Source organism: Streptomyces sp. SID13031 (genome assembly GCF_010548305.1).
GTDB lineage: Bacteria > Actinomycetota > Actinomycetes > Propionibacteriales > Kribbellaceae > Kribbella.
The window spans coordinates 320047-345134 of sequence record NZ_JAAGLV010000004.1; the positions used below are offsets into that span (position 1 = coordinate 320047).

Genomic DNA, 25088 nt, shown 5'->3' on the forward strand with positions numbered 1-25088 from the left:
AAACTGTCCGCGGCAATGGCTACGCTTTGGGTATGGACAGTTGCGCGGTGGCGTTGATGAGCGGCAGCGAGCTGCTGTCCGCCTACGACGCCGTGCACGAGCAGGTCGCCGAGCTCGAATCCCTCGGCACCCAGATCCTCGCCCGTCTCGACGGCACCGGGCATGCGAAGACGCTCGGCGCCCACGACACCGCTCGCCTGATCACCGACCGGTACCGCCTCGACCCCACCGAAGCCACCCGTCGCGTGAAGTTCGCGACCGCGCTCGCGAAGTACCCCGCAGTCGCCGCCGCCCTGCCGACTCCGGAGAGCACCACCCCGGAGGGAGGCGTGGTGTTGCATCTGGGGCAGGCGACCGCGATCGTGTCCGCCCTCGAACAGATCCCGAAGCGAGCCCACGTCCCCGTCGAGGACCTGGCCGCCGCGGAAGAGCGGATGGTGGAAGCCGCCCGGCACCTCGCCCCCGGCGACCTGCGCAGCCTCGGCGTCCAGATCCGCAACCTGCTCGACACCGACGGCCCCGAACCCCGCGAGGACGCCGCCCGCGCCGCCGAGGAAGTCTGGATCAAGAAGATCGACGGTGGCGTGAAGTTCGGTGGCCGCCTCGCGGCCGAGAACGCCGAACTGCTGCAACTGACCCTCGAGTACGGCGCGAAGCCACACAAGACCCAGACCGGCGAACCAGACCCCCGATCGCACGGCAAACGCCAGGCCGACGCCCTCGTCGACGCACTGCGAATCGCGGCCGGCAGCGGAGAGCTGCCCACCCGGGGTGGAATCAAGCCGCACCTCACGATCACTATCGACCTCGACGACCTCATCGAAGCCGGCACGCACGCAACCGGCGACCTGATGTTCGGCGACGGCCTGTCCGCATCCGCGATCCGCCGCCTCGCCTGCGACGCCGGGATCATCCCCGTCATCCTCGGCTCCGACAGCCAAGTGCTCGATGTCGGCCGCGAGTACCGGTTCGTCACAGGCGGCCTGCGCAACGCCCTGATCCAGCGGGATCGAGGCTGCGTGGTGTGCAACGCCCCACCCATCTACTGCGACGCCCACCACCTGGTGAGCTGGGCCGACGGAGGCGTCACCAGCCTCACCAACCTCGTACTGCTGTGCCGGGTCCACCACACCGCACTGCACGACGGCCACTGGACCATCGAGATCGTCGACAATCAGGTCCACGTCACCCGCCCCACCTGGGCCGACCGCCCCCCGCGCGGCAGGACCCGAGAGCGAAGACTCACCCCGCCCAGCACCACCGCCACCGCACCCACCGCGGCGTCGGACACCGCGACCTGCCCACCCACCCCCAACGCCCCCAACGCCCCCACCGCCACCGCCGCGGCCACCGCCGCGGCCGCCGCCACCGCCGCCGCAAACTCGACCGTCTCTCCCGCACCCCTTACCACCGTCGCCACCCGCCACTGGCCCTACACCGACGACATCCCCTGGATCACCCCCGAAGAAGCCGCCGCCCTCGACCCCTGGGGCGACAACACCAACAACACCAACAACCCCGCCCACCCATCACCAGCCACCACGCCCACCCCGAACTCGGCCCGATCCACCGCCGACACCGACCTGCCCACCACTCCCGCCGTATCCCGCTTCGACCCCTGGGCCGACAGCGCCTGACAACCGACCTCCTCTCCGAAGTACTGGAAGCCGAGCTCACCTGAGCCGTGGGCAGCGGCGATCCACTTCCTCGCCTCACCCGCCGCCCGGCACATCACAGCGCAGGTCGCCCCAACCGACAGGTCGTGGTCGCTCCTGGCCTTCGAAATCGTGGCGATCCGAGCGTGAAGGCCGGGTAGTTGGCCGGCAGTACCTGTCGGTGGGGACAGGCCGAACGGTTATCCACAGATTCTGATCTCCACCCCATGGAGGGATGGCTGTTCCCTACGGTTGAAGGACCGAACCGACAGGGGGACCAGATGCCGCCGTCCGGCCCGCCCGGCCTCACCGACGTACCCGAACCGCGCGACCTCCTTCACGTCGTCACCCGTCACGGCGAGGTCAACTGGGGCGCCGATCTCCCGACATCCGCAGAGATCGCGCGACTGTACGGAGTCCGGGCTACCGTGCGCAGCCTTCAGTTGCTGAGACATGCTGTCGCCACCGAGCCGCGCATCACGGCGGAGTTCCTGGCTGCGTTGCCGTCCACGGGCTCGCAGTATCAGCTGGCCTCGAGGATCAAGTCGCCCCAGTCCCTGGCCCGTAAGCTCGCCGATCGGCCGCGCAAAGGCCGCTCGGATAAGCCACCCGAGGACATCCTGCGCTACACAATGCTCACGCAGGTTCCCGAGACGCTCGTCGCTGCCGCCAGACATACCGCCGATGAGCTGACCAAGGCCGGCTGGCAGATCCAGTCGGCGATGCAGTCCTACACTGAAGGCTCGCGGTACAAGGGAATTCACGCCCTGATCCGGACGCCCTCCGACGAGCGGGTGGAGGTGCAGTTCCACTCCGTCGCCTCGGCGCGGGTGAAGGAACTGACCACGCCGTACTACGAGATCGAGCGAAGCGCCGCGGCATCTGCGGAGGAGCGAACTGGTGCGCGGAGGGAGTGCATTCGGTTGTCCGCAACGCTGACGGACCCGCCTGAGCTGACCGGGCTGTCCGAGCTGGGCGGCCGGCAGGTCAGAGTCAACAATTACAGTGACTCCCGGACGGGGAACGCTGCGAAAGCTCCGGCCTTGGCGGAAGGTCAGCGTCATCGCCTTGGAGACCGGTCGGCGGCGCTGACCACAACGGATGGGATCAATCGATGAAGCTCTTTCTGCTCAAGGAAGACGACGAACCCGTCTGGGTGGCGGCACTGGCGCACGAGACGATGTATGGGTACGTCCCCAACACCGGCAAGTTCCACGACAACAATGCTCTGCGCAACGACTACTACATGGAACGCGATTTCACCTACGAACAGATCGGTAGCGCCGAGGCGCGCCGGCTGATCGAGCAGGTGCTGGCTCCGTTCGACGAAGAGGAGTACGCGGAAGTGCTCGCCGAATGGCGCGCGGACCCCAAGCCGCTGGATCCCACCGAGGTGCTTTCGATGGCTGCTGGGTTCAATCCGTAGCAGGGGTTGAGGTGGCGTAGAGGCGGGCGATGATGGATTCGATGGTGGGGTCTGAGATGGAGAGGTCTACCAGGGGGTAGGAGGCTGCTATCTGGGCTACCAGGGGAGCCGCGCTGGTGGTGGGTGGGAAGGTCAGGTGCTGGCGGGGGCCTTCGGTCTTGGTGACTGTGGTGCCGGGGATCTCGATGGGCGGTAGCGAGATGGCCAGGTCGACGATGAGGGTTCGGGGAGCCGACTGGCTGGCTCGGAGGCCGTCGAGGGTGCCGTCGTAGACCTGGCGGCCGTGGTCGATGACCATCACCCGGGAGCAGAGGGCTTCGATGTCGTCGAGGTCGTGGGTGGTGAGGATGATGGTGGTACCGCGCTCCTTGTTGACCTGGCCGAGGAATTCGCGCAGCCGGGCCTTGCTGATGATGTCGAGGCCGATCGTCGGTTCGTCGAGGTAGACGATCTCGGGGTCGTGCAGGAGTGCCGCCGCGATGTCGCCGCGCATCCGCTGGCCCAGCGACAGTTGCCGCACCGGTACGTCGAGCAGGTTGCCCAGATCGAGCAGCTCCACGAAGGTCGCCAGGTTCTCCAGGTGCCGCGCCCGCGGTACGCCGTACATCTTCTGCAGTACCGCGAAGGAGTCCTTCAATGGCAGATCCCACCAAAGCGTGGTGCGCTGCCCGAACACCACCCCGATCCGCTTGGCCAGCTTGAGCCGGTGGCGCGACGGGTCCACCCCCGCCACCCGGATCGAGCCGCCGGTCGGCACCAGGATCCCGGTCAGCATCTTGATGGTGGTCGACTTGCCGGCGCCGTTCGGCCCGATGTAGCCCATCACCTCGCCGGGCTCGACGCTGAACGACAACCCGTCGACCGCGCGCACCTCCCGCCGGGTACGCCGCAGCCCGGCCCGGCTCGATACGGTGAAGGCGCGGGACACGTTCTCCAGTTCGATCACGGACACAGTTAGCTCCCTGTACTTCGGTAGCGACGGAGCCCGCCTCGCCAGGCCAGCGACGCCAGCGCGATCATCGCGACGGCGACCACCGGCGCGAGCAGGCCGATCCAGGACGGCAGCCCCAGTGGGGCGGGTTTGCCCAGCACATAGAGCACCGGGTAGTAGTTCACGAACGCGAGCGGTACGACGAAGGTGACGGCGCGGACGATGTTCTTGCCGAAGATCGCCAGCGGGTACTGCGTCAGCTGCTGCCCGCCGTAGGTGAACGAGTTGGCCAGCTCGGCGGAGTCGATCGAGATGAACTGGAACGCGGCGCCGAGCACGAAGATCGCCGCGAAGATGATCGACCCGGTCACCATCGAGCTCACCAGGATGATGCCCTTGGCAACGGTCCAGTCGATCGAAAGATGGCTGAGGGCAAGTACCAGGACGAACCCGGCCTGCAGTGGCCGGCCGATCCGGCGGAGGGCGAAGTTGTCCGCGATGGCCTGGATGAAGGCCGGCACCGGCCGGATCAGCCAGACGTCCAGCTCGCCGGTCCGGATCCGCCCGCCGATCCGTTCGATCGAGCCGGTGAACAGATCGGCCAGCCCGAGCGCCATCGACGCCGAACCGTAGAGCAACGCCATCTCGCCGAGGCTGAAGCCGCCGAACGACTCGATATGGCTGAACATCAGCACGACGCTGAGGAAGTCGGCCCCGGTGACCAGCATCGTGCTCACCAGCGTCAGTACGAACGACGCCGGATAGGCGAGCGTCGACCGGATCCACATCGTCACGAGCAACCGGTACTGCGCGGGCCAGGCCGCTGCGCGCCGGAGTACGGAGGTCTCATCCACCGGCGATCACCACCTTCCGGGTCGCCAGACTGGTCGCCAGCATCCCGGCCACGCCGAGCACCACGATCCACAGCAACTGAAACGCCAGCGCGCTGCCGACCCCACCCGGGTTCCGCCCGAGCCAGACATCGATCGGCACCTGGAGGGTCGCGGCCCACGGCGTCGCCCGCGCCACTTCGCCGATCCAGCCGGGAAAGACGACCAACGGCAGGGTCGCGCCGGAGAAGAACAGCGACAGCACGAGCGCGAGCCCCTCGAGCCCGCGCGAATCGGTGATCCAGAAACCTGACAGTGCGACCAGATAGCGAACCCCGAAGCTCACCAGGATGCCGAAGCTGACCGCGACGACGACCGCGAGCCACTGCCAGACCGACGTCGGCCAACTCAGATCGAACACCAGCGCGCCGACGAGCAACGGCAGCCCGCCGCGCGCGATCAGCTGAAAGGCGGCCCGGCCGGCGTCGACCGACATCCACCAGATCATCAGCCGGGTCGGCCGGTAGAGGTCGACCGCGATCTCACCCGTCCGGACGCGCTCGCCGAGCTCGATCGTCGTGGTCGCGCCCATGATCCCGGTCGGGATCAGCAGCCCTTGCTGGAGCCAGACGAAGGTGAGCGCGTCGGACACGTCGTACCCGCCGAGGCCGGGCCGGGTGTGCCACAGCGTCAGGTAGACGCCGCAGAAGATGAAGCCGAACACCGTGTTGGTGAAGGCACCGGACAAGGTGGCGATCCGGTACGTCGAGAACCGGCGGAACGACCGCACTGCGATCGCCCAGTAGACGCCCACGCAACCTCCAACGAATGCTCAGAAATGGAGTCCGAAGTGGGCCAGCGGCACGCAGAACCGCCCCCGTTCCGGAAGGACCGGGGGGTTCGGACACCACTGTGGCGGCATGCCGAAAGACATGGCCGTTGTCAAGGGAAGGAGACGGACAGTACGCCGGGCCGCGCGGTAGCGTCAAACTGATTATCCCCGCAGGGCATGACTTGCCGCGGCCGCTCTCGTTGACTTGCGGGAGAGGGCCAACCGGACAGTCGCTTGCGGGGTAGACAAGGTATGCCGACGATGACGGATGAGCCAGTGCCGGCTTCTCAGCGGCCAGACGGCCCGCCCGCGGACGGGGCCGGCTTCGTCGACTGGGTGCGGCCGCATCTGCCGGCGATGGCCAGACTGGCCGCCCGGCTCGCGGTCGGCGCCGACCGCGACGACGTCGTCCAGGAGGCGCTCACCCGGGCGTGGATGAAGCGCGACCAGTACGACGGGACGCGCGGCACCGCCTCGGCGTGGTTGCTCGCGATCACCGCCGACCAGGCCCGCAAGGCGATCCGGCGGTTGCGCCCGGTCGCGGAGCTGGCCGAACACGACGAGGCAGTGACCCGGCCGGACGTCGAGGCGCGGGTGGATGTCGACCAGGCGCTCGGCGAACTCTCCGGCCGGCAGCGGCTCGCGGTCGACTGCTACTACTTCGCCGACCTGTCGATCGCCGACACCGCCGCGGTGATGGAGTGCTCCGAGGGCACCGTCAAATCAACTCTTTCCGACGCGCGGGCCCGCCTGCGCTCCTTGCTGGAGGTCAGCGAATGAACCCGACCGACGAGGTCGACGACCTGCTGGCGAAGGCCGGCGCCCAGTGGCGCGCGACCCAGCCGTCGGCCCCCGAGCCGGACCTCGACCGCATCACCGGTACCGAGGCCGCGACCTTGGCCGCGCGGAGCAAACGCCGCTGGCTGGTCCCTACGCTGGCGGCGGCGAGTGTCGCCGCGATCGCCGTCGCCGCCCTGACCGTCCTCCCGGACCACAACGAGCCGGCCGTCGCCCCGGCGCCTAGCAGCACACCACAGATCGCGGAAGGCGCTGTCCAAGGCAAGGCCGGCGCCGACGACCTCCTGGTCCGCAACGGCGACAAGGTCGAGGTCGAGGGCAAGATCATGGTCGCTCCCGGCCAGGGCCCGATCTTCTGCGCACCGCAGATGGAGGCAATGCCCGCGCCGCTCATCGAACCGGCCACCGAGCCACCCGCGCCGCACTGCCGCCCGGAGAACTCGATCAAGCTGATCGGGGTGGATCTGGACCGGCTCACCGACCCGAAGACCACCCAGGGCGTCCGTACCGGCCTGGCCCAGTTAATCGGGATCTGGAAGGACCGGACGATCACGGTCGAGGAGCAGAAGCCGGGAAAGGTCCAGCCGGTACGACAGCCGGGGGACGCCGCCAACGAGCTGCCCTGTCCCGAGCCGGCCGGCGGCTGGCCGTCGCTGGCCAGCAACCTCGACTCGAAGCGGGTGCAGAACTTCCTCACCGCCAACGCCGATCAGGTGTACGGACCGATCATGAGCTACCCCCACGGCTCCAGCCGCGGGGCGCCAGTGGTGGTCAGGCTCGGAGTCGCGCACGCCGACGTCGCGGCGTTCCGCAAGCTGTTCGAGACGATCTACGACGGCAACCTGTGCATGTACCCGACGAAGCTCAGTGTCACCGACAGTCAGCGGATCAGCGACGCCATCGGCAACCTGATGGCGACGCGTAAGGAGCTCGGAATCCAGACCGGCGGCGGGCAGGGCGCCGACGGCGACCACGTCCAGCTCGCCGCGGTGGTGCTCGACGAGACGCTCAAGACCGCTCTCGAGCCGCTCGGGCTGGAGTACCTCGACCTCGAGGTGGACGTGAAACCCGTCCGCTGACAGCGTTTGCCAACAGGTTTGCCGAGAGGTTTGCCGAGAGCAACCACCCGGCGGTGACCTCACCGCTGGGTTATCTTTTCCACCGGGTTGAGACAGCCCTGGCGCCCAGACCATCGCCAGGCCTGTTGCACCAGGCCGGCGATTTGAAGACGCGCCGGGCAGCAGCTCCCATTCTGCCCGGCGCGTCACCTAATTCCCTGCTCTCCGGAGTCAGCCTGATGGGTCAGCTCAGCAGGTCGACCAGCGCGTCACCACGGGGCGTCCGATAGATCCGGACCTCCCGGCCGACCCGCTTGCGCAGTATCAGGCCCGCTGAAGCCAGCTGACTGCAGTGGTACGTCGCCGTGCTCGGCCCGGCGTCGAGGTGGTCGGCCAGGCCGCCCATGCTGTTCGGGCGGTCCAGAGCGCGCAGGATCGAGGCCCGGATCGGTCCGAGCAGCAGCGTCAGGCTGTCGTTCGCGGACTGCACGGACCCGGCGCCCAGGCGGCCGAGCCCGGGGACGGGGTAGCCGAGCCAGGCCCGATCGGGCTCGTCAAGGTTGAAGATCGAGGCCCCGGACCCGGACGCGAGTGGCACCAGCACGATCGGCCGGTCGTCCAGCTCGACCCGGTACGGGAGCCGGTCGGGCAGGTACAGCGTCTCGTCCTGGTACCGGGTCCGGTTGCTCAAACCCGCGAACAGCACGTCCAGCCCGCCCGTCACCGCGGCGGCACCGATCCGCTCGGTCTCGCGGGCCCGGAGCGCGCTGGACAGTTGCCAGATCGGCGAGTAGGCCTGCCAGGCCGCGGACAGCAGTTGGACGTACAGGCTCAACCACTTGCGTGGCTGGCGTAGCGCACCTTGCCAGGGCGGCGGCGGTTCGTCGGGGGCCAGCAGCGAGACGCCTTCGCTCAGGTCGTCCGGGGACAGGTCGGCGACTCGGGCAAGCTGCTCCGATACCGGCGAACCGTCGATCCCGAGTGGCGTCAGGCAGGCCGGCAGCAGTGCCCGGGTGCGGTCGAACATCGGCATCACGGCGTGCGCCGCGTCGACCGGCAGCCCCCGCCGGATGCTTTTGGTCCAGGCGGGTGAGATGCCCTGGCGTGGACCGCCGAGCGCGTCGACCACCAGGGAAAGCAGACTGGCCATCGGCGCCTGCGCCACCGAGACCCGGACCTGGTCCAAGCGGCCGAGGGCGAGCTCGGTGTGCTGCGGACTCCGCGTCGGCGGCGAAACCATCTCGGCGGTCACAGCGCGCCCCACGAACAGCTCTGCTCGGGCATCGAAACGGTCCCTCCGCTCGGCAAACCCACGGACTAGACCACATTAGATCCGCCGAAGGCCACACCGAGGCAGTTCGGTCCTGATGGAAACGCTTGCAACAAACGCCCCCACCCGAACCACAGGCGGGGTCGGGCCAAGCCTCAGCTGCCCGCTGATCAGTGTCGGTGGAAGAAGTCCACCAGCGTCCGGGCGGTCGCGGCCGGCTGCTCGATGGCGGGGGAGTGGCCGGCGTTGGGCACGATCTGCGGATGTACGCCGAGCCGCTTGGCCATGTCGTCCTGGACCTCGAGCGGCCAGCCGTCGTCGGAATCGCCGTAGAGGACCTGGGCGCGGACGCCCGTCTTGGCCAGCTTCTCGGTTCGGTCGTCGGAGTCCATCAGCCGCCGGGTGACCCCGGCCAGCCCGGCGGGGGTGTTACCGGTGAACCGCTTGCGCAGGAAGGCGGCGACGTCGTCGGGCGGCGTCACGTAGCGCGGCCCCTTGGCGTCGTGCTCGAGCTTGAGGTCGTACACCTGCTCGATCGGCAGGTTCTCCAGCCCGAACGCGAGCATCTGCAGACCCTGAAGCGTCTCCTCGTTACTGAAGGCGCCCGGCCCCGAGCAGAGCAGCGTGATCGTCGAGAACACGCTCGGGTCGGTCAGCACCGCCTCCCGGGCGACCAGCCCGCCGAACGAGTGCCCGACCAGCTGGCTGTAGCCGCCGAGCGCCTTGCTCATCGCCACCAGATCGGCGCCGAGCTCCGCCAGCGTGTACGCCGACGGGTCGTCCGGCCCGGGCGTTTCGAACTGGCCGCGCTGATCCACCGCGACCGTGATCCACCCGTAGCGCGCCAAGTGGTCTACCAGCGGGGTGAAATCCTCCTTGCTGCCGGTCCACCCGGGGACGAGCAGCACGGTGCCCAGCGGCGTACCGACGTCCGGCCGGGCCCGCAAAGTGGCGAAGCTGCCACGATCGGTCTCGAGAGTCGCGGGGTGAACCCCGTCGGGCAGTGTCAGCGTGCGCGGCGTACTCACGACTCCAAGGTATCGGGTTCAGCGGGGCGTTCCGCGGTGCGGCACAATGGCCGGGTGCCCCGGACCCTCGCAGTCGCCAACCAGAAGGGTGGCGTGGCCAAGACGACCACGGTCGCCTCGCTGGGCGCCGCATTGGCCGAGCTCGGTCAACGGGTTCTGCTCGTCGATCTCGATCCGCAAGCCTGCTTGACGTTCTCGATCGGCATCGACCCCGAGGACCTGGACAAGTCGATCCACCACGTCCTGCTCGGCGGGGTGAAGGCGCGGGACGTGATCGTGCCGTCCGACGAGGGCCCCGACCTGTTGCCGGCCACGATCGAGCTGGCCGCGGCGGAGTTGAGCCTGGCAGCCGAGAGCAATCCGCAGCACCTGGTCCGGACCGCGCTGCGCCCGGTCGAAGCGGCGTACGACTGGATCCTGATCGACTGCCCGCCCACCCTCGGACTGCTGACGGTGAACGGGCTCTCGGCGGCGACCGACGTGCTGATCCCCTTGCAGTGCGAGACTCTCGCGCACCGCGGCGTCGGCCAGTTGCTGGACACCATCCACGACGTCCAGCGCCTGACCAACCCGAGCCTCGAAGTACTGGGCGTCCTGCCGACCCTGTACGACGGCCGTACCACCCACGCGCGAGCCGTGCTGGAGACGATCGCCGAGACCTACGCGCTGACCGTGCTCACCCCGGCGATCCCGAAATCCATCCGCTTCGCCGAGGCCCCCGCGATCGGCCAGTCCATCCTCAGCACCGCCCCCCGCTCGCCAGGCGCCAAGGCCTACCGAGCGGTCGCCGGCTCCCTGCTCTGACCCGGACCGCCATCACACACCAACCCCGGCGGTCGGCCGCCTTCGCGTGCCGGCTGAGCGTGAGCACGGCCGACGGCGCGACCTTGGCGTGCGATGGCGGACCGGGAGGTCAGCGAGCGTCTGAGTGGGTGATGGCGGTCCGGGAGGTCAGTGACCGTCTGAGTGGGTGATGGCGGTCCGGGAGGTCAGTGGCTGTCCGGGTGTTTGGGGAGTGGCGGGGTTGGTCCGGGCGGGCCGGCGGTGGCGACTGCAGGCACCGGTGCCCGGCGGAAGCGGGCGCGGAGGCGCCAGATCGGGTAGCCGATCAGGGCGATGGCGACCAGGAACGGGAGCATCGCGCCGAGCGCCGTCGCCAGCGCTGCGAAGGTCTTGGTGAAGGCATCCCAGCCACCGCGCAGGCCGGACAGGAAGCCGTGATCCTCGGCCTTCTCCGTCTCCGGCGCCTTGCCCTTCTCCGCCAGCGTCAGGCTCAGGGTCGCGAGCTCTGTCTGCAGGGCGAGGTTCTTCTGCTTGGCCAGCAGCGCCTCGAGGTCGGCCTCGCGCCGGGTCAGCTCGCTCTCCACCGAGACGATCTCGCCGATCGAGGTCGCCTTCGCGAGCAGCGCGCGCATCCGCTCCAGGCTGGCCCGCTGGGAGGCGATCCGGCTGCCGACATCGACCACCTGCTCGGTCACGTCGGTGGACTCCTGATGGATCGAGGTCCGCTTGCCGAGCCCGGAGAGCTTCTCGATCGCGCTGTCGTACGCCGCGGTCGGCACCTTGAGGACCAGGTTCGCGCTCGTGATCCGGCCCTCGTCGTCGCTATTGGTGTCCTCGGACGAGACCTGGCCGCGCAGGCCGTTGACGATGCCGATCGCCTTCTGCCGCTGGTTGCTGACCTGGTCGTTGCCGACCTCGACCACCAGCCCGCCGGTCTTGATGATCGCCCGGGTGACGGTGGGCTGGTCCGCTCCCGGCGCCGCCTTGCCGTCCGTACCGGTCTTACTCTCGGCGCCCCCCTGGACGCTGCCCGGAGCATCGGCCCGCCCGGGCTCCGCAGCTCCCGAACTGCTGCTGGAATCGCCGCCGCTCGCCCCGCAGCCGGACAGCAGAACGGCCGCGGTCAGGAAAACTCCTGCAACCGCGGCCGACGCACGCATCCTCGTCATCGCCACACCCTTCCTCCCACGATGGTTACCGTCGTGGGTAGGACGAGTCGGCGGGGGCGGAGCGTTGCGGGCCGGCGGTCACCGTTCAGGCACAAGGAGGCGTCGAACTGGTCTCGCCTCCGACGGTGACGCGCCGGTTACTGCTGGTTCACTCAGGCGCTGTGAAGGTCGGCACGACAACGCCTGCCGCGCTCTTCTTCACCGGAGCCTTCTTCACTGCCTTCTTCGCGACCGTCGTCTTCGCCGGCGCGCTGTTGGCAGCCGCCGTCTTGGCAACGGCCGTCTTCGCGGCCGCCGTCTTCGTGGCCGTCTTCTTCGCCGTGCTCTTCTTCGGAGCCGCCTCGCCCTTGACGTCAGCAGCAGGCTTCTCCGCCACGGTCTTCTTGGCAGCCTTCTTGGCGACGGCCTTCTTCTTCACCGCGGGCTTCTCGGCAACCGGAGCCTCGGCAACCGGAGCGACAGCAGCCGGTACTTCGGCCGCCGACTCGCCGGCCTGGTCGGCGGCGGGGTTGGCCGCAGCCTTCTTCGTGGTCCGCTTCCGAGCCGTCTTCTTGGCCGGCGCCTCCGCAGCGGGAGCCTTGACCGAAGCAGCCGGAGCCTTGACCGCAACCGGTGCTTCAACCGCAGCAGCGGTCTCGACTGCAGCCTGCGGTGCACTCGCCTCAGCCGACTTCTCCGTGGCGCGACGACGACTGCGCGTCCGCTTCGCCGGCGCCTCGACCGAAGCCGAAGCATCAACTGAAGCCCGCTCAACTGAAGCCCGCTCAACCGGAGCCGCGACCGCTGCCTGCGGTGCGACCTCTGCCGCCTGCGGAGCAGATGTCTCGGCGGCGACTGCGTTCGTCTCGCCTGCAGCGCCGTTCGCGTCGGCGCCGCGACGGCGACGATTGCGCGAACGGGGCTTGCGCTCCGCCGTCGGCGCCTCGGCCGCTTGCGTGGACGACTCGGCGGTCGGCGGTACCGCAGTCTTCGCGGTCACATCCGCATCGGACTTGCGCTCAGTCGACCTCTGCTCGGACGACTTGTGCTCAGACGACTTGTGCTCAGACGACTTGTGCTCAGACGACTTGTGCTCAGACGACTTGTGCTCAGACGACTTGTGTCCGGTCGCCTGGTGCTCGGTCGTCTCGGCGCCCTCGACCGGCTGGCCGGAGCGCAGGCGCCGGCGGTTGCGGTTCGGGCGCTTGCGCGCCGGGCGGTCGGTACCGGTAGCACCGGCGCCGGCGCCGCTGTCGGCGTGGACCTTCGGCTCGCTGTCGTGACTGCGGACGCGATCGCCGCGATCCCGCTCGCCCCGGCGGCCGGAGGTCTTGTCCCGGGCCGGACGCTCCATCCGCTCCTGGCGCTCGGCTGGTTCGCGCGGCGGCTTGATCCGCCCCTTCGCCTCGCTGGGGATGCCCAGGTCGTGGTAGAGCTCGGGCGACGTCGAGTAGATCTCCTGCGGCTCGTCGTACGGCAGGTCGAGCGCCTTGTTGATCGTCTTCCAGCGAACGAGGTCCGCCCAGTCGACGAAGGTGACGGCGATACCGCTCGCACCGGCGCGACCGGTCCGGCCGATCCGGTGGACGTAGGCCTTCTCGTCCTCGGGGCAGGTGTTGTTGATGACGTGCGTGACGCCCTCGACATCGATACCCCGGGCCGCGACGTCGGTACAGATCAAGACGTCGACCTTGTCGCCACGGAAGCGGGTCAGCGCGCGCTCGCGGGCCTGCTGGTTCAGGTCACCGTGGATCGCGGCGGCGGAGAAGCCGCGGTCGATCAGGTCGTCGGTGAGCCGGGACGCCTCGCGCTTGGTCCGGCAGAAGATCATCACCCGGCCGCGGTCGTCGGCCTGCAGGATCCGGGCCACCACCTCGGGCTTGTCCAGATCGTGCGCCCGGTAGACGAACTGGGCCGTCGTCGGCACCATCTGGGAGTCGTCGTGCGACTCCGCGCGGATGTTCAGCGGGTGTCGCATGTGGGTGCGCGCCAGGCCGATCACGGCCGACGGCATCGTTGCCGAGAACAACATCGTCTGACGCAGCTCGGGGGTCTTGCGCAGGATCCGCTCGACGTCGGGCAGGAAGCCGAGGTCCAGCATCTCGTCGGCCTCGTCCAGGACGAGCACCTTGATGTGGCTCAGGTCGAGCACGCCACGGTTGGCCAGGTCGAGCAGCCGGCCCGGCGTGCCGACGACGACGTCGACACCCGCCTTCAGCTGGTCGAGCTGCGGGTCGTAGGCGACACCGCCGTAGATGGTGAGGATCCGGACCGTGCGCACGGTGGACGCGGTCACGAGGTCCTTGGCGACCTGGATGGTCAGCTCGCGGGTCGGGGTGACGACCAGCGCTTGCGGCTTGCCGGGGGCGGCCAGCTCCTCGTAGTCGGCCTCGCCGGGGGAGATGGTGCGCTGCAGCAGCGGGATACCGAACCCGAGGGTCTTACCGGTACCGGTACGAGCCTGGCCGATCAGGTCGGTCCCCAGCAGCGCGACGGGGAGCGTCATCTCCTGGATCGGGAAAGGCTCTTTGATGTTGACGCGGTCGAGCGCGTCGCAGATCTCGGGCAGGACGCCGAGCTCTCGGAAGGTGGTCAGGCTGATCGCCTCTCACATGCTTGTACGGACAGTTGCATCAGGTGGCCGGGTGGGCGTGGAATGCCCTACTTTTCACGGCGCGGGACACTGTGCAAGCGGCTCGCACCAGCTGCCCATAGTGTTGATCATCTGGGCGCGTCACCGGCGAAACACGATCCAGTGTAGCCGGAATACGCGGCGCGGCCGCTTCGCCGCATTTCCGCCGCCACCTGCCCCGGCCCGATAGTGTGCGCTGCATGACCGAGATGACGGCCTTTGATGATCCCGCCTACCGGGCCGCGGCTGTGGATCTGCTCGGAGTTCTGGCGTACGGCGAACTGACCGCTTTCGAGCGGATCGCCGAGGACGCCAAACTCGCCCCGACCCTGAATGACAAGGCCCAGCTGGCCCAGCTGGCGACCACCGAGTTCGGCCACTTCGTCCAGTTGCGGGACCGGCTCGTGACCCTCGGGGTGGACCCGATGGACGCGATGCAGCCGTTCGTCACCCCACTGGACGCCTTCCACGACCACACCGCACCGTCGGACTGGCTGGAGGGTCTGGTCAAGGCTTACGTCGGTGACGGATTGGCGAACGACTTCTACCGTGAGGTCGCGGCGTACGTCGACGCCGAGACGCGTGCGCTGGTACTGGAGGTCTTCGCCGACTCCGGTCAGGCCGAGTTCGTGGTGGACCGGGTCCGGGCCGCAATCGACGAGGACCCGAAGCTGGGCGGCCGGCTCGCGCTGTGGGGACGCCGCCTGGTGGGCGAGGCCCTCAGCCAGGCCCAGCGGATCGCCGCCGACCGCGACCCGCTCGCCGCGTTGCTGGCCGGCAGCGTCGACCGCCCCGGCCTCGACCTGGCAGCCATCGGCCGCATGTTCACCCGCCTGACCGAAGCCCACACCGCCCGCATGAACGCCCTCGGCCTCCAAGCCTGAAACCCTTACGTCCGAAGAAGTGTCGAGGACGTCCCTCGACTTCTTCGGACGTAAGGAAACGTCAGGGAAATGCAGAGCGGCCGCCTGCCCCGCGGTGGGGTGGCGGCCGCTGTGCTGGTGGTGCGATCAGACTTTGGCTCTGCTTTGTCGTGACGAGATGATCGCGACGACGATCGCGGCGCAGACGATCTGGATCAGGTACTGGATCCAGTCTGGTCCGCTGGTGTCCTTGACGCCGATCAGTTTGGCGATCAGACCGCCGATGAAGGCGCCGATGCCGCCGCCGAGGATGGTCCAGCCGAGGCTGATGTTCTGCTTGCCCGGAAGCACGAGCCGCGCGAGCGGCCCGAAGATGACTCCGGCGATGAGGCTGACGATGATCATCCAGACCCAGTAACCCACGATGCTCCTCCTTGAGGGATGTCTGACCTGCAGACCGACTGGTGCCCAGTGCTAAACAAGACCACCGGCCGTGCAGGTCTACTCCTCATCGTCCTCACCTGGTCGCAGCGCGCAACCAGGACACGCGAGCGTGTCCGCACCGTTGCCGAAATCCGGCCCCGATCAGCTCAGATCGCGCCGAAACCGACCTTGCGGATCGAGACCTCGCCGATCTCCACGTACGCCAGCCGGTCGGCCGGGATGAGCACCTTGCGGCCCTTCTCGTCCGTCAGTTGCAGGAGATTGGACTTGCCACTCAGCGCGTCCGCGACGGCCTTCTCGACCTCTTCGGGGCTCTGCTCACTCTCGAGCACCAACTCGCGATTGGCGTGCTGTACGCCGATCTTGACCTCCACGAAACCCTCCCGGGCACGTTCCGACCGGCGGCTCTCGCCGGTACCCGATTCGAGCCTATCCGTTGCGGCTCCCGCGTTCTCACCCGTCCGCCGACAGCAGAACCCCGCCGGACAAGATCAGCCGGTACTACGGGCAGCAGCTACCCGTCGGTGCGAGGACTAGCCCTCCGTGCGAGGGCTAGCCCTCCGTGCGAGGGCTAGCCCTCGGTGCGAGGACTAGCCCTCTGTGCGAGGACTAGCCCTCTGTGCGAGGGAAGCCGCGGATGCCGCGCCAGGCGAGGCTGGCGACCAGGTCGGCAGCCTGCTCCTGCATGAGCGTGGGGTTGTCGGAGGCGAGCCAGTAACGCGCGCTCACCTGAGCCATCCCGACCAGGCTGACGGCCAGCACCATCGACTGTTCCTTGTTCAGCCCGGCGTCCGTGCTGATCACCTCGGAACACGCCTCGGCGCACGCGTGGGTGACCCGGTCGACGCGCTCGCGGACCGCGGTCTCGTTGGTCAGGTCGGACTCGAAGACCAACCGGAAGGCGCCCTGGGCGTTGGCGACGTAGTTGTAGAAGGCGTGGATCGTCGCGCCGACGCGCTCCTTGTTGTCCTCGGTCGAGCGCAGCGCGTCCCGGACCGAGGCGACGATCGCCTCGCAGGAGGTGTCCAGCAGGGCCAGGTACAGCTCCAGCTTGCCGGGGAAGTGCTGGTAGAGCACGGGCTTCGAGACGCCGGCGCGGTCGGCGATATCGTCCATCGCGGCGGCGTGGTAGCCGTTCGCGACGAAGACTTCCTGGGCCGCCTCGAGCAGTTGCGCGCGGCGGGCCAGCCGCGGCAGGCGGCTGCCGCGCTTGGGCGCAGTCTCCGGTGTCGTCGACACGTCGGGCTCCTTCGGTGGTGCGGCACCCGGGCACAACCCGCGGGTAGTTGAACCGAATCCTACCCAGCGGTGTGTCCCGTCAGTAGCTTCGCACCGGACAATGTCATTACTGGGCCGGTACTGGCAGTTTGTCGCCAGTTGTTCCCGGTACTACGACGGCAGCGGCTTCGGGTCGTCGTACAGGCCCTCCAGGACGTCGCCGTACTCCTCGATCCGGCCCAGTACGTCGGCCGGCAGGAAGGTCAGCCCGGCCACATCCGTGGCGCCGGCCACCTCGTCCCAGTCGATCGGGGTGGAGACCCGCGGCTCCTCGGCACCTCGCAGCGAGTACGGCGCCAGCGTGGTCTTCGCGCTGGCGTTCTGGCTCCAGTCGATGAACACCTTGCCCGGGCGGAGCGCCTTGGTCATGTTCGCCGTGACGTTCTCCGGCAGCGCCTCGGCGAGTTGCTCGGCGAGTTGCTTGGCGAAGGCGCTGGTCGCGCGCGACGAGGCGGGTTCGATCGGGACGTACAGGTGCATGCCCTTGTTGCCGGACGTCTTGGGCCAGCCCTCGAGGCCGAAGTGGTTCAGCAGTTCGCGCAGGGCCAGCGCGACGTCGCAGCACTCGACGATCGTCGTACCGGGTCCCGGATCGAGGTCGAAGACGATCAGATCGGCCATCGGGCTCCTGCCCTCGTCCGACAAGGCGATCCGCCACTGCGGGACGTGCAGCTCGAGCGCGGCCAGGTTGGCGAGCCAGACGACCGTCTGGATGTCGTCGGTGACCACGAAGTCCGCCTCGTCCCGCCCGGTGGAACTCCCGGGGGTGGGCAGTGTCACCGTGCGGACCCAGTCCGGCGTACCGCGGGGTGCGTTCTTCTCGAAGAAGTACGCCGCTGCGGTGCCGTCCGGCCAGCGCTTGCGGGTCAGTGGCCGGTCGGACAGGTGTGGCAGCAGCAGCGGCGCCACCTGGTGGTAGTAGTCGATCACCTCGGCCTTGGTGAACCCGGTCTGCGGATACAGCACCTTGTCCAGATTGGTGAGCTTCATCGTCTGCCCATCAACCTCGGTGGTCACTTGTTTCGATCCGGCCGCCATGAGACCTACCATGCATTACGTGGAGAGTTACGCGGGAGTAACCGGCGACTCGGTACCACCGGGCGCGCAGGAATGGCCGGGCCGGACGGTGTCGGTCGCGGGTGTGGACCTGCTGGTCCGGGATGCGCCTGGGGCGGCTAAGGACCTGCCGCCGGCGTTGTTCGCGCACGGGCTCGGCGGGTCTTCGCTGAACTGGACGGCGCTCGGGCTGCTGCTCAACGACAAGGTCCGGGGAATAGCGCCCGACCTTCCAGGCTTCGGCCGTACGCCGCCGCTGGCGGGCCTCGGCGGGATCCGGGAGCAGGCGGAGGTGCTCAGCCAGCTGATGGACGCCGAGCTCGACCAGCCGGTGCATCTGTTCGGCAACTCCATGGGCGGGGCCGCCGCGGTGGCACTCGCGGCGCGCAGGCCGGCCGATATCGCGTCGCTCACCCTGATCTCCCCGGCGCTGCCGCATCCACGGGTGTCGACGAGCGCGCTGATGTTCACCGCCCTGGCGACGCCGCGGGTCGGCAAGGCGGTGGTGGAGCGCGGCCGGCGGTTGCCGTTCGAGCGCCGCCTCAAGGGAGCGTTGTCGATGGTGTTCGGCGATCCGAAGTCGCTGCCGCCGGAGGTCGTCGTGGCCTACGAAGCGGAGTTGCGACGGCGCGACGGCGATCCGTGGGTGACCCAGGCCACGCTGGACGGTGCCCGCAGCATCCTGCTGTCCCAGTTCGAGCTGCCCCGCCGGTCGTTGTGGGCCGACGCGGCGAAGGTGACCTGCCCGGTGCTGCTGATCTACGGCGGCAAGGACCGGCTGGTCGACCCGCGAATCCGGACGAAGGCGCAGCGGACCTTCCCGAACGCGAGGCTGCTCTACCTGCCGGACTCGGGTCACGTCGCGCAGATGGAACACCCGCAACTGGTCGAACGCGCGTTCCGGCAATTGATCGAATAGCTGACCAGACAGCAGTCCTGTTAGCAGTACGGCGCCGCCACCGGTACCGACTTGGGTAGCCAATCGGCGCGTCGAGGTCATCCCACGGGATGATCCTGCAAACATTTCGTCGCCCTCGACAACCTTTGTGCTGGCCAAGCAGTCAGCAGGTTGATCTGTCTGCTGACGAAAGGACCGCTGTGCGGGTATTCGGAAGAGCGGGGCTCGCGCTGTGCCTATCAGGTGCGGCGCTGCTCGGTGGGGCGCTATTCGCGCCGATGGCGCAGGCTGCAACGCCTGATCAATCTATTGCCAAGGGCAAGAATTGGATAGTGGAACCGGTTGCCGGTGGCTACCAGGTGACGCTGCGGCTCGCTGCGCCGGCGCCGCTGCGTGACGCGCTGCCGCTGATCGCGGTGAACGGCGTACCGGTCGGCGTGGCGAAACAGTCCGCGGACCAGCGGAGCGTGTCGCTGGTCAGCCCTGATCCGTCGTTGCTCAAAGCAAAGGATGTCCAGCTGGTCTGGTCGGGGGACCTGGGCCGGAACAACGGTAAGAAGAGCAAGAGCCTGGCCGGTGGCGTGACCACTGACAAGGACTGGCTGAAGGCGCCGCTGGGCCCGTCGCTCGCGGTCGATCCCGGTGCCACCGGCAAGTATGCGGTCGAGACGGCGGAGTACAACCTGGGTGACCAGGCCGTGTTCCTGCCCGGGCTCGGCCAGAAGTCAGAGGTCGTCGGCAAGGTCTACTCGCCGAAGGGCGCAGTCGGCGCCAGGCCGCTGGTGGTCTTCCTGCACGGCCGTCACTCGGTCTGTTACGGCAATGCAACAGAGGAGCCGACCAACCCGTGGCCGTGTGCCAAGGGCGAGAAGCCGATCCCGAGCTACCGCGGGTACGACGGTGCCGCGAAGGCGCTGGCGAGCAACGGCTACCAGGTCGTCTCGATCAGCGCGAACGCGATCAACGCCTACGACGGCGGCGTCTACGACGCGGGTGCTCAGGCCCGGGCCGAGCTCGTCCTCGACCACCTCGCGCTGTGGAAGAAGTGGTCGACGGTCGGCGGTGGCCCGTTCGGCAAGAAGTTCGTCGGCAAGGTCGATCTGAACAACGTCGGGCTGATGGGTCACTCCCGTGGTGGTGAGGGCGTTGCCCGAGCTGCGGTGCTGAACGCCGACCGCGGTGGTCAGTACGGGATCCGCGCGGTCCTGCCGTTGGCGCCGACCGACTTCGCCCGGGCCACCGTGCCCGGCGTCGCGATGAGCGTGATCCTGCCGTACTGCGACGGCGACGTGTCCGACCTGCAAGGACAGAAGTTCTACGACGACACCCGGTACTCCGTGACCGGTGACGCGGCCGCCCGCTCGACCGTCACGGTGATGGGGGCCAACCACAACTTCTTCAACACCGAATGGACCCCGGGCCAGTCGGTCGCGCCGTCGAACGACGACTGGTACAGCGACAACGACAAGGCCGCGCCGTGCGGTGCGAAGTACGCGGGCCGGCTCTCCGCGAAGGAGCAGCAGGCGGTCGGTACGGCGTACGTGGCCGGCTTCTTCCGGTTGCAGCTCGGGCACGAGACGAAGCTGCTGCCGCTGCTCGACGGATCGAACGCGCACCCGGCTTCGGCGGGGCGAGCGGTAGTACGGGTCGTCTCGCAGGCTCCGGGAGCGACTCGGCGGGACGTGAACAAGCTCGACCAGGCTCTGCCGAAGGGCGCGGTCACCGGCAGCGCCAAGGCGTCGGTGTGTGCCGGCGTCGACGAGGCCTCGAAGCGCGCTGCTGCCGCCACCTGCTTGAAGACGGACAACAGCTCGGACTCGCCGCACTGGGTCACCTCGTACCTCGCCGCGCAGACGCCGACCACGGCCGTCACCAAGCTGACGTGGACCGGCAAGAACGGCGTCGTCCGGTTCAACCTCAGCGCCTACCAGCGCGACGTCCGCCGGTACTCCGCGCTGACGTTCCGGGCGACTCCTGACCCGTCGGGCGCGCCGAAGACGGATCTGACCGTGCGCGTGGTCGACGGTCGTGGGCGCAAGGCCCTAGTACCGGTGTCGGCGGTCAGTGACGCGCTGCTGCGGATGCCGGGTGCGCACGACAGCGGGCTGCCGAAGAACCTGCTGCGGACGGTCCGGATCCCCACCAGCTCGCTGAAGGGCATCGATCTGCGCGACGTCCGGGCGATCGAGCTGGCGACCGACAAGGTCGCGACCGGTTCGGTGTTCGTCAGCGACCTGGCGTTCTCGACCCCGGGGCTGGGCCTGTCGGCGCCGTCGCGGCTGCCGCAGGTGTCGGCGTCCAGCGTCGGCAAGGTCCAGGAGGGCAACTCGGGCACCAAGAACGTCGACTTCTGGGTGACGCTGTCGCGGCCGAGCATCCGTCCGATCAGCGTGTACGCCGAGTCGAACGGTGATCTCGGCGCCTCCGTCGGGCCGGTGGCCAAGTACCTGGTCTTCAAGCCGGGCCAGACCAAGCAGAAGGTGACCGTGCCGGTCACGGGGAACACCCGGGACAGCTACGACACCATCTTCAGCCTGGTGCTCTCGGTGCCGCACGACGCGCTGCTCGGGCAGTCGTTCGGCAACGCCGAGGTGATCGACGACGACCCGACACCGACCCTGACCATCGGGTCGCCGACGGCGGCGGAGAAGGCGGGCAAGCTGAAGTTCCCGCTGAAGCTGTCCGCCCCGAGCGACAAGTTCGTCTTCGTGGGCGGCGAGCTGAAGGACGGCACCGCCGTCATCCGCAAGGACTACACGACGGTAGAGGACGACGGCACCCAGAACCCGCCGGACCGCAACCTCTACGGCCAGATCGACCCGGGCCAGACCACCGGTGAGATGGAGGTCAAGTTGGTCGACGACAAGGTCAAGGAGCCGACCGAGACCTTCTCGGTCAACCTGACCACCGCCGAAGGCGTCGACTACAAGGTGCCGGCCACCATCAAGGCGACCATCACCGACAACGACTGACCACCTGATCCGGCGGCGCCCACCACCTCCCAAAGGGTGGGCGCCGCCTTCAGTTTTGAGACGGCTGGTCCGGGATGCGGACCCGGCGGGTCCGCCTTGGAGTGGTGCGGGAACATGGGGGAGGGACAACGGGTTGAACCCTGGAATCCCACGAAGTTTTTCCCGCTGACGAGGAGTGCCACGTGCCACAGCTGCCACCGCTGGTCGAACCGGCCGACGAGCTGACCATCGACGAGGTCCGCCGGTATTCGCGGCACCTGATCATCCCCGAGGTCGGGATGGCCGGGCAGAAGCGGCTGAAGAACGCCAAGGTGCTGGTGATCGGTGCCGGCGGCCTGGGCAGCCCGGCGCTGCTCTACCTGGCCGCGGCCGGGGTCGGCACGCTCGGCATCGTCGAGTTCGACACCGTCGACGAGTCGAACCTGCAGCGCCAGATCATCCACGGCCAGTCCGACGTCGGCAAGTCCAAGGCGCAGTCGGCCAAGGAGTCGATCCTCGAGACGAACCCGAACACCAACGTCGTGCTGCACGAGGTCCGCCTCGACAACGACAACGTGTTCGAGATCTTCGAGCAGTACGACCTGATCGTCGACGGCACCGACAACTTCGCCACCCGGTACCTGGTGAACGATGCCGCGGTGCTGCTCGGCAAGCCCTACGTCTGGGGCTCGATCTTCCGCTTCGACGGCCAGATCAGCGTGTTCTGGGCCGAGCACGGCCCGTGCTACCGCTGCCTGTACCCCGAGCCGCCGCCACCCGGCATGGTCCCGTCCTGCGCCGAGGGCGGCGTGCTGGGCGTGCTGTGCGCGTCCGTCGGCGCCGCTCAGGTGACCGAGGCGATCAAGCTGCTCACCGGTATCGGCGACGTGTCGCTCGGCCGGCTGAACATCTACGAGGCGCTCGACCTGAACTGGCGCGCGCTGAAGGTCCGCAAGGACCCGAACTGCGCGATCTGCGGCGAGAACCCGACCGTCACCGCGCTGATCGACTACGAGAACTTCTGTGGCGCGATCACCGAGGAGGCGGCCGACGCGGCCGTCGGCTCGACCATCTCGGTGAAGACGCTGAGCGAGTGGATCAAGCTCAAGGAGAACGGCGAGAAGGACTTCCAGCTGATCGACGTCCGCGAGCCGAACGAGTACGAGATCAACCGGATCCCCGGCTCGGTGCTGATCCCGAAGGCCGACTTCCAGACCGGCGTAGCCCTCGAGAAGCTCCCGCAGGACAAGCAGTTGGTCTTCCACTGCAAGTCCGGCGTCCGCTCCGCCGAGGTCCTCGCCATCGCGAAGGCCGCCGGCTTCGCCAACGCCGTCCACGTCGGCGGCGGCGTAGTCGCCTGGGTCGACCAGATCGACCCGTCGCAGCCCACTTACTGATTTGTTGAGCAGCCCCGCCCGCCGTACTTCGGTACAGCGGGCGGGGCTGTTGTCGTATCAGAAGGGCATGCGGCAGAATTCGATCGACTGTCCCCGGCGGCACGTACTGTTTTCGTATGTGCAGAAACATCACCGTTCTTCGTGGACTTGAGCCGGCGGCGACCTCGGAAGAGATCTACGCGGCGGCGCTGCAGTACGTGCGCAAGGTGAGCGGCGTCGGCTCGCTCAGCGCGACCACCCGTGGCCCGATCGAGCGCGCCGCCGCCGAGGTCGCCAAGATCACCGAGGCCTTGCTGGAGGAGATGCCGGAACGCCGCGTCCCGCCACAAACCGTGCCGCCGCTGCGCAGACCCGAAGTACGGGCCCGTCTCGGCCTGGACTGATCTCTCGGTGGGGGGTCTGACCGCCCGGAACCGGCAAACGCTGGTCTTCGGTCTGATGCTGGCCGGGGTCGTGCTCGCGCTGCTCTGCGTCAACGCGGAGGCAGAGCTGGTACGCCGCCGCGACGCGACCTGCGACGCGTCGCTCGCACTACCGGCGAGCGTCTTCGTCCTGGGCGGGATCGGCCTGCTGGTCGGACTGGCCGCGATGATCCTGCTCGGCCGCTGGTTCGGCCGCGACCGGCGGGCGGTCGTGACGGTGCTGTTCGTGACGGCGGTGGCCGGCCTGATCTTCGAGATGTTCGCCCTGCTCACGGTCTTCGAAGGGCCGGCGGCGCTGGTCTGCGGGCAGAGCGGGAACTGATCGCCGCCTGGTGTGATCTGGTTACCGGGCAGCTGGGCTGGGGTAGGTTGCGCGATGGGAAAGCCTTTACCTGAGGAGGTTGTCGGATGCGGTTCGCGATCAAGACCAGGCCCGAGCACACGAGCTGGCAGCAGTTGCGGGATGTGTGGATCGCGGCCGACGAGTTCGAGGTCTTCGAGTCGGCGTGGCACTGGGACCACTTCTACCCGCTGACCGGCGACATGGCCGGCCCGAACCTCGAGGCCTGGACGACGCTCGCCGCCCTCGCGCAGGCGACCAAGCGGATCCGGGTCGGCTGCCAGGTCACCGGCATGATCTACCGCCACCCGGCCGTCCTCGCGAACATGGCGGCGACCACCGACATCATCTCCGGCGGCCGCCTCGAGCTCGGTATCGGCGCCGGCTGGAATCAAATGGAGTGCGACGCCTACGGCATCGCGCTGCCCCCGCTGAAGGAACGCTTCGACCGTTTCGACGAGGGCACCCAGGCACTGATCGCACTGCTCACCGAGAAGGTCGCCAACTTCGACGGCCAGTACGTCAAACTCACCGACGCGTACTGCGAGCCGAAGCCCGTGCAGACCCCGCACCCACCGATCACCATCGGCGGCAAAGGCCCGAAGCGCACGCTGCGAGCCGTAGCCCGCTGGGCCCAGCACTGGAACGTCATCGTGGCCAGCCCCGAGGAATGGAAGCCCCTCAAGGAGATCCTGGTCGGCCACTGCGAAGACCTGGGTCGCGACGTCAGCGAAATCACCTGCTCGGTCAACGTCCGCATCGACCCTGACCTGCCACTGGGCCAAGCCATCGACACCGCGATCACCACCGCGGCGGCGTACGGCGAAGCAGGCGTCGACCTGACCGTCCTCAACCTGCCCCTGGACGCCCCGCCCACAATCCTCACCCCCCTCGCCAAAGCCCTCGCCTGATCCCAGAGCAACAGACGGCCGTTCGGTAGTACCCGGACGTCTTGACAGAGAGGTCCGATGTATCTGAGACTCGGGCCGGGTCACTGGCGGTAACCCGTGGTTATGTCTGGGTATTCATAGGATGTTTCGTGAACTGC

The 25088-nt window shown here is 68.4% G+C and carries 24 protein-coding genes; 13 read left to right on the top strand and 11 right to left on the bottom strand.

The genetic code is table 11. The annotated features are described in order from the left end of the window. Positions 1–32: 32 nt before the first annotated feature. The 3 genes from G3I17_RS11360 to G3I17_RS11370 all read left to right on the top strand — a co-directional run bounded on the left by G3I17_RS11360 (position 33) and on the right by G3I17_RS11370 (position 3081). Entirely contained in the window at positions 33–1637 is a 1605-nt protein-coding gene (locus G3I17_RS11360) for an HNH endonuclease signature motif containing protein (protein ID WP_164595927.1), read from the top strand. 179 nt (positions 1638–1816) lie between these two features. Next, entirely contained in the window at positions 1817–2773 is a 957-nt protein-coding gene (locus G3I17_RS11365; protein ID WP_164595928.1) for a hypothetical protein, read from the top strand. After that, entirely contained in the window at positions 2770–3081 is a 312-nt protein-coding gene (locus G3I17_RS11370; RefSeq protein WP_164595929.1) for a hypothetical protein, read from the top strand. Before G3I17_RS11365 ends, G3I17_RS11370 begins: the two co-directional genes overlap by 4 nt. On the opposite strand, the gene G3I17_RS11375 is transcribed toward G3I17_RS11370, so the two are convergent. Genes G3I17_RS11375 through G3I17_RS11385 form a run of 3 tightly spaced genes read right to left on the bottom strand, consistent with a single transcriptional unit; the run spans position 3071 to position 5656 of the window. After that, positions 3071–4033, bottom strand: coding sequence for an ATP-binding cassette domain-containing protein (locus G3I17_RS11375; protein ID WP_164595930.1), 963 nt, complete (start codon positions 4031–4033; stop codon positions 3071–3073). The genes G3I17_RS11370 and G3I17_RS11375 overlap by 11 nt on opposite strands. 2 nt (positions 4034–4035) lie before the next feature. Next, a complete protein-coding gene (locus tag G3I17_RS11380) occupies positions 4036–4866 on the bottom strand; it encodes an ABC transporter permease (RefSeq protein ID WP_343238265.1) in 831 nt (276 codons plus the stop codon). Next, positions 4859–5656 (bottom strand): ABC-2 family transporter protein, encoded by a 798-nt coding sequence (locus G3I17_RS11385; RefSeq protein WP_164595931.1) that lies wholly within the window; start codon positions 5654–5656, stop codon positions 4859–4861. Before G3I17_RS11385 ends, G3I17_RS11380 begins: the two co-directional genes overlap by 8 nt. 279 nt (positions 5657–5935) lie before the next feature. Between G3I17_RS11385 and G3I17_RS11390 the strand changes: the two genes are divergently transcribed. Continuing rightward, a complete protein-coding gene (locus tag G3I17_RS11390; RefSeq protein ID WP_203590011.1) occupies positions 5936–6454 on the top strand; it encodes an RNA polymerase sigma factor in 519 nt (172 codons plus the stop codon). Further along, a complete protein-coding gene (locus G3I17_RS11395) occupies positions 6451–7551 on the top strand; it encodes a hypothetical protein (protein WP_164595933.1) in 1101 nt (366 codons plus the stop codon). The genes G3I17_RS11390 and G3I17_RS11395 overlap by 4 nt, the downstream gene beginning before the upstream one ends. A gap of 223 nt (positions 7552–7774) precedes the next feature. Here the strand turns inward: G3I17_RS11395 and G3I17_RS41605 are convergent, their stop codons facing one another. Continuing rightward, on the bottom strand, positions 7775–8794 hold the full coding sequence (locus G3I17_RS41605; protein WP_164595934.1) for a winged helix-turn-helix domain-containing protein: 1020 nt from the start codon (positions 8792–8794) through the stop codon (positions 7775–7777). Positions 8795–8970: 176 nt separating this feature from the next. Beyond that, positions 8971–9828, bottom strand: a complete 858-nt coding sequence (locus G3I17_RS11405) for an alpha/beta hydrolase (RefSeq protein WP_164595935.1) — start codon at positions 9826–9828, stop codon at positions 8971–8973. A 54-nt stretch (positions 9829–9882) separates the two neighbouring features. On the opposite strand from G3I17_RS11405, the gene G3I17_RS11410 reads away from it, so the two are divergent. Continuing rightward, complete coding sequence (locus G3I17_RS11410) at positions 9883–10632, top strand: ParA family protein (protein ID WP_164595936.1); 750 nt, start codon at positions 9883–9885, stop codon at positions 10630–10632. Between the two features lie 185 nt (positions 10633–10817). Here G3I17_RS11410 and G3I17_RS11415 read toward each other — a convergent pair whose 3' ends face one another. Both G3I17_RS11415 and G3I17_RS11420 read right to left on the bottom strand, forming a co-directional pair. Next, a complete protein-coding gene (locus tag G3I17_RS11415) occupies positions 10818–11780 on the bottom strand; it encodes a DUF4349 domain-containing protein (RefSeq protein ID WP_203590013.1) in 963 nt (320 codons plus the stop codon). Between the two features lie 148 nt (positions 11781–11928). Next, entirely contained in the window at positions 11929–14265 is a 2337-nt protein-coding gene (locus G3I17_RS11420) for a DEAD/DEAH box helicase (RefSeq protein WP_164595937.1), read from the bottom strand. Between the two features lie 326 nt (positions 14266–14591). Here G3I17_RS11420 and G3I17_RS11425 point away from each other — a divergent pair, with 326 nt between their 5' ends. Further along, complete coding sequence (locus tag G3I17_RS11425; RefSeq protein ID WP_203590014.1) at positions 14592–15275, top strand: ferritin-like fold-containing protein; 684 nt, start codon at positions 14592–14594, stop codon at positions 15273–15275. Positions 15276–15401: 126 nt separating this feature from the next. Here G3I17_RS11425 and G3I17_RS11430 read toward each other — a convergent pair whose 3' ends face one another. The 4 genes from G3I17_RS11430 to ligD all read right to left on the bottom strand — a co-directional run bounded on the left by G3I17_RS11430 (position 15402) and on the right by ligD (position 18014). Further along, complete coding sequence (locus G3I17_RS11430; RefSeq protein ID WP_343238266.1) at positions 15402–15677, bottom strand: GlsB/YeaQ/YmgE family stress response membrane protein; 276 nt, start codon at positions 15675–15677, stop codon at positions 15402–15404. A 167-nt stretch (positions 15678–15844) separates the two neighbouring features. Then, positions 15845–16072 carry a DUF3107 domain-containing protein gene (locus tag G3I17_RS11435; RefSeq protein WP_164595938.1) on the bottom strand — a complete coding sequence of 76 codons (228 nt, stop codon included), beginning with the start codon at positions 16070–16072 and terminating at the stop codon, positions 15845–15847. Positions 16073–16307: 235 nt separating this feature from the next. Beyond that, entirely contained in the window at positions 16308–16937 is a 630-nt protein-coding gene (locus G3I17_RS11440) for a TetR/AcrR family transcriptional regulator (RefSeq protein ID WP_164595939.1), read from the bottom strand. A 150-nt stretch (positions 16938–17087) separates the two neighbouring features. After that, positions 17088–18014 carry a non-homologous end-joining DNA ligase gene (gene ligD, locus G3I17_RS11445; RefSeq protein WP_164595940.1) on the bottom strand — a complete coding sequence of 309 codons (927 nt, stop codon included), beginning with the start codon at positions 18012–18014 and terminating at the stop codon, positions 17088–17090. Between the two features lie 19 nt (positions 18015–18033). On the opposite strand from ligD, the gene G3I17_RS11450 reads away from it, so the two are divergent. The 6 genes from G3I17_RS11450 (at position 18034) to G3I17_RS11475 (ending at position 24951) form a co-directional block, all read left to right on the top strand. Beyond that, the gene (locus tag G3I17_RS11450) at positions 18034–18951 is read left to right on the top strand and encodes an alpha/beta hydrolase (RefSeq protein ID WP_164595941.1); all 918 of its coding nucleotides are present in this window, start codon (positions 18034–18036) and stop codon (positions 18949–18951) included. 311 nt (positions 18952–19262) lie between these two features. After that, complete coding sequence (locus G3I17_RS42070) at positions 19263–21902, top strand: Calx-beta domain-containing protein (RefSeq protein WP_203590016.1); 2640 nt, start codon at positions 19263–19265, stop codon at positions 21900–21902. Between the two features lie 191 nt (positions 21903–22093). Further along, positions 22094–23278 carry an adenylyltransferase/sulfurtransferase MoeZ gene (gene moeZ / locus G3I17_RS11460; protein WP_203590079.1) on the top strand — a complete coding sequence of 395 codons (1185 nt, stop codon included), beginning with the start codon at positions 22094–22096 and terminating at the stop codon, positions 23276–23278. A gap of 116 nt (positions 23279–23394) precedes the next feature. Continuing rightward, entirely contained in the window at positions 23395–23661 is a 267-nt protein-coding gene (locus tag G3I17_RS11465) for a DUF2277 domain-containing protein (RefSeq protein ID WP_164595944.1), read from the top strand. A gap of 7 nt (positions 23662–23668) precedes the next feature. Further along, positions 23669–24022 (top strand): hypothetical protein, encoded by a 354-nt coding sequence (locus G3I17_RS11470; protein ID WP_164595945.1) that lies wholly within the window; start codon positions 23669–23671, stop codon positions 24020–24022. An 86-nt stretch (positions 24023–24108) separates the two neighbouring features. Beyond that, positions 24109–24951, top strand: a complete 843-nt coding sequence (locus tag G3I17_RS11475) for a TIGR03560 family F420-dependent LLM class oxidoreductase (protein WP_164595946.1) — start codon at positions 24109–24111, stop codon at positions 24949–24951. Positions 24952–25088: the final 137 nt, after the last annotated feature.